The organism is Endozoicomonas sp. ALB032 (assembly GCF_049310125.1).
Classification (GTDB): Bacteria; Pseudomonadota; Gammaproteobacteria; order Pseudomonadales; family Endozoicomonadaceae; genus Endozoicomonas_A.
The window spans coordinates 4,355,831-4,358,111 of sequence record NZ_JBLYNW010000001.1; the positions used below are offsets into that span (position 1 = coordinate 4,355,831).

Consider the following 2,281-nt stretch of genomic DNA (forward strand, 5'->3'; position numbering starts at 1 on the left):
CAAAAGGGATCAGCGTGAAGGTGCCGTTATTAACTGTCTGGTTAACCGGTACAAGATCATAAGCCGTGTCATTTTTCCTACCATGCTCGATTGGCAGGTAGGTCAGCGGGCCGGACTGACTGTCGGGGAATGCACCATTGCGACCGGGGATAATTAAACTGACATACTCTCCGGGGATCGTCCTGTTGCGCTCATCGGGGGGTATTTTCAGTAAACCTTGGTCGTGTATATCGCCAAGGGTGTCAGGTCTTATCGGGGTTGTTACGTTGCCCGACAGCATCCGTAACCCTTCGGTATTGTTCAACCGGTGTCTGAACAGGTCGCTGGCATCCACCAGTTGCCGCAGGTCACTGGCGAGGGTCTGATTACCGGAACTGGCCAGATAGTCCGGTGTCAGGTAAACCCCAATCCAGTCACCCAGAGCCTTGAGGGTAAGGAATCTGCCCCGAACGCTGCTGGTGGTATTGTTTAAGAGCGGCGCCTGCTCCGGCTCCAACAGGCCATCGTATTCACTTTGTTGTGCCTCATCATTTTTTTTCAGTCGCTGAAGGTTTGCCAAAACTGGGCTGTCGGGGTCTCTGGCAGTCAGCCAGTCCAGACTGCCATCAAGCGCCCTGCGGAAAAACCATTGTTCACTGCGCAACGGTTGTTCGTTGTAAACGGTTTCGATGGCAGTGAGCAAATCCGCCATTTCTCCGGCTGTGCGATTAGTCTCCAACGCCTGCCAGTCTTCCATAACGCTGGCAAGTGCTGGCGCCAGCCCGTCAGCCTGGTAAAGTTCCCGGACGGCATCAACAAAGTCTTCCGCTGTGCCACCCCGTTTCCTGAGATCATGGCGTTGGCCTGACACCAGTTGCCGGTAGAGATCACCGGACTCTTGTGGCCATTGCCGGGCCTGGTAACGTTCATCAAGCCCATAATGTGGTTTTAGTGCTTCCAGCCTGCTGCCAGTGATCCCCCACAGCTGTTCAATACCGGCCACAGCCAGGGCATTGTCGGTCAGGGTTTCTCTCCATGTTGGTATCAGCAGGGCCGACAGTCCGTGCCCAAGAGCTTCGTCAGAGTGCCGGGAAAGATCGGCGGCTCCCAGACGAATCAGTGGCCGACTGTCGTTTGTGAAGGTTGCGTCACTGTCAATAAATAATCGGTCGGACTCTGCCTTGATAAGAGGGACTTTGTTATCCGTGCCACCCGGATCACTGGCAATCTGAAGTCCGTGAAGAAAGGTCAGCAACTGCCGGTTAAAACCACCGTATAGAAACAGTCCTGCCAGTTTCTCAAGGTCAAAAACCAGTCGCTGGAGTGTTTGTGCCGGGTCTTTGTAACCGAGGGAACGGTAGTCTTGGGCATCAAGGGTGATGTCCACCAGCTCCAGCGGCGGAGCACCGTCGCCCTGGGGATATACCCTGACCGCTATTTCCGTTCCGTTAACCTGGGTGCGATAACCTTTGCCAAAGGCAGGACAGGCTATTGTCTCGTCGATGCGCAAAAGCGGCGCGACGGGCGTGAAAGTAGAATAACTGTCAGGCACGGGTCTGGTAACATTGCCTGATGAAGGGATCTCCTCGCTTTTGAGCCAGGCAAGTGTTTGACCAAGGTCGTTTTTAGAATGCCAGTGCCTGGCTTGCAATTCGGCACTCAGAGGGGTTGGCGGCTTCTCAAGGTTCTGTGGGGCATTGAACAGATCAGGAAGCAAGGACTCCAGCCAATAGAGTGAAACCGGTGATACTTTCTGATGCAACCACTTGGCGGCCAGGGTTTCAGAGATAAAGTCGAGCTGTGTTCGAGTGGCTGTAGAACCATATTGGCGCACCTGAAATTCTGACCAGAAGTTATTGGGGTCACAGGCCTCATAAACGACCATTGCCATATTCTTTAGCAAGGTGGCGACGAGCCGGTCAGATCCGATTGATTGTCCGATTAAAAATGTAACTCCATCGTCGTCATAATAGATATTCTGACCCGGCAAGTCAGAATCAGACAGGATAATACTGATATTCCGATGTATATAGTGGGGAAAAAAACCTGACTGCTCAATTAGCCAGAAGGCTCTGTCAATAGCTGTCCTAACAGTACTAATGTGCGCTGGCGTGGCAAAGGCCGATCCCGGGCTGGCCTGATCCGTTGACAGTCTGATGGTAAAAGTACCGGTATTAACCATGGCGAAGTAAAACCAGCCATCGCTGGTATTCAGCCACTGTCTTTTAGGAACAGGATTGCGAGGATTATTATCAGTCGGATTGGCAGGCATACGGGAACCTCTCCGTAACTAACAGGTTGT

At 52.7% G+C, this 2,281-nt stretch carries 1 protein-coding gene (only partly in view); it reads right to left on the bottom strand.

The window, feature by feature from the left end; translation table 11 throughout:
- Nucleotides 1–2,251: the 5' portion of a TcdA/TcdB catalytic glycosyltransferase domain-containing protein gene (locus tag ACO6VG_RS16345; protein WP_422474751.1), read on the bottom strand. The gene continues 26,288 nt to the left of window position 1, outside the view; the window shows 2,251 of its 28,539 coding nt (coding positions 1–2,251); the start codon lies at nt 2,249–2,251; its stop codon lies beyond the left edge, outside the window.
- Nucleotides 2,252–2,281: the final 30 nt, after the last annotated feature.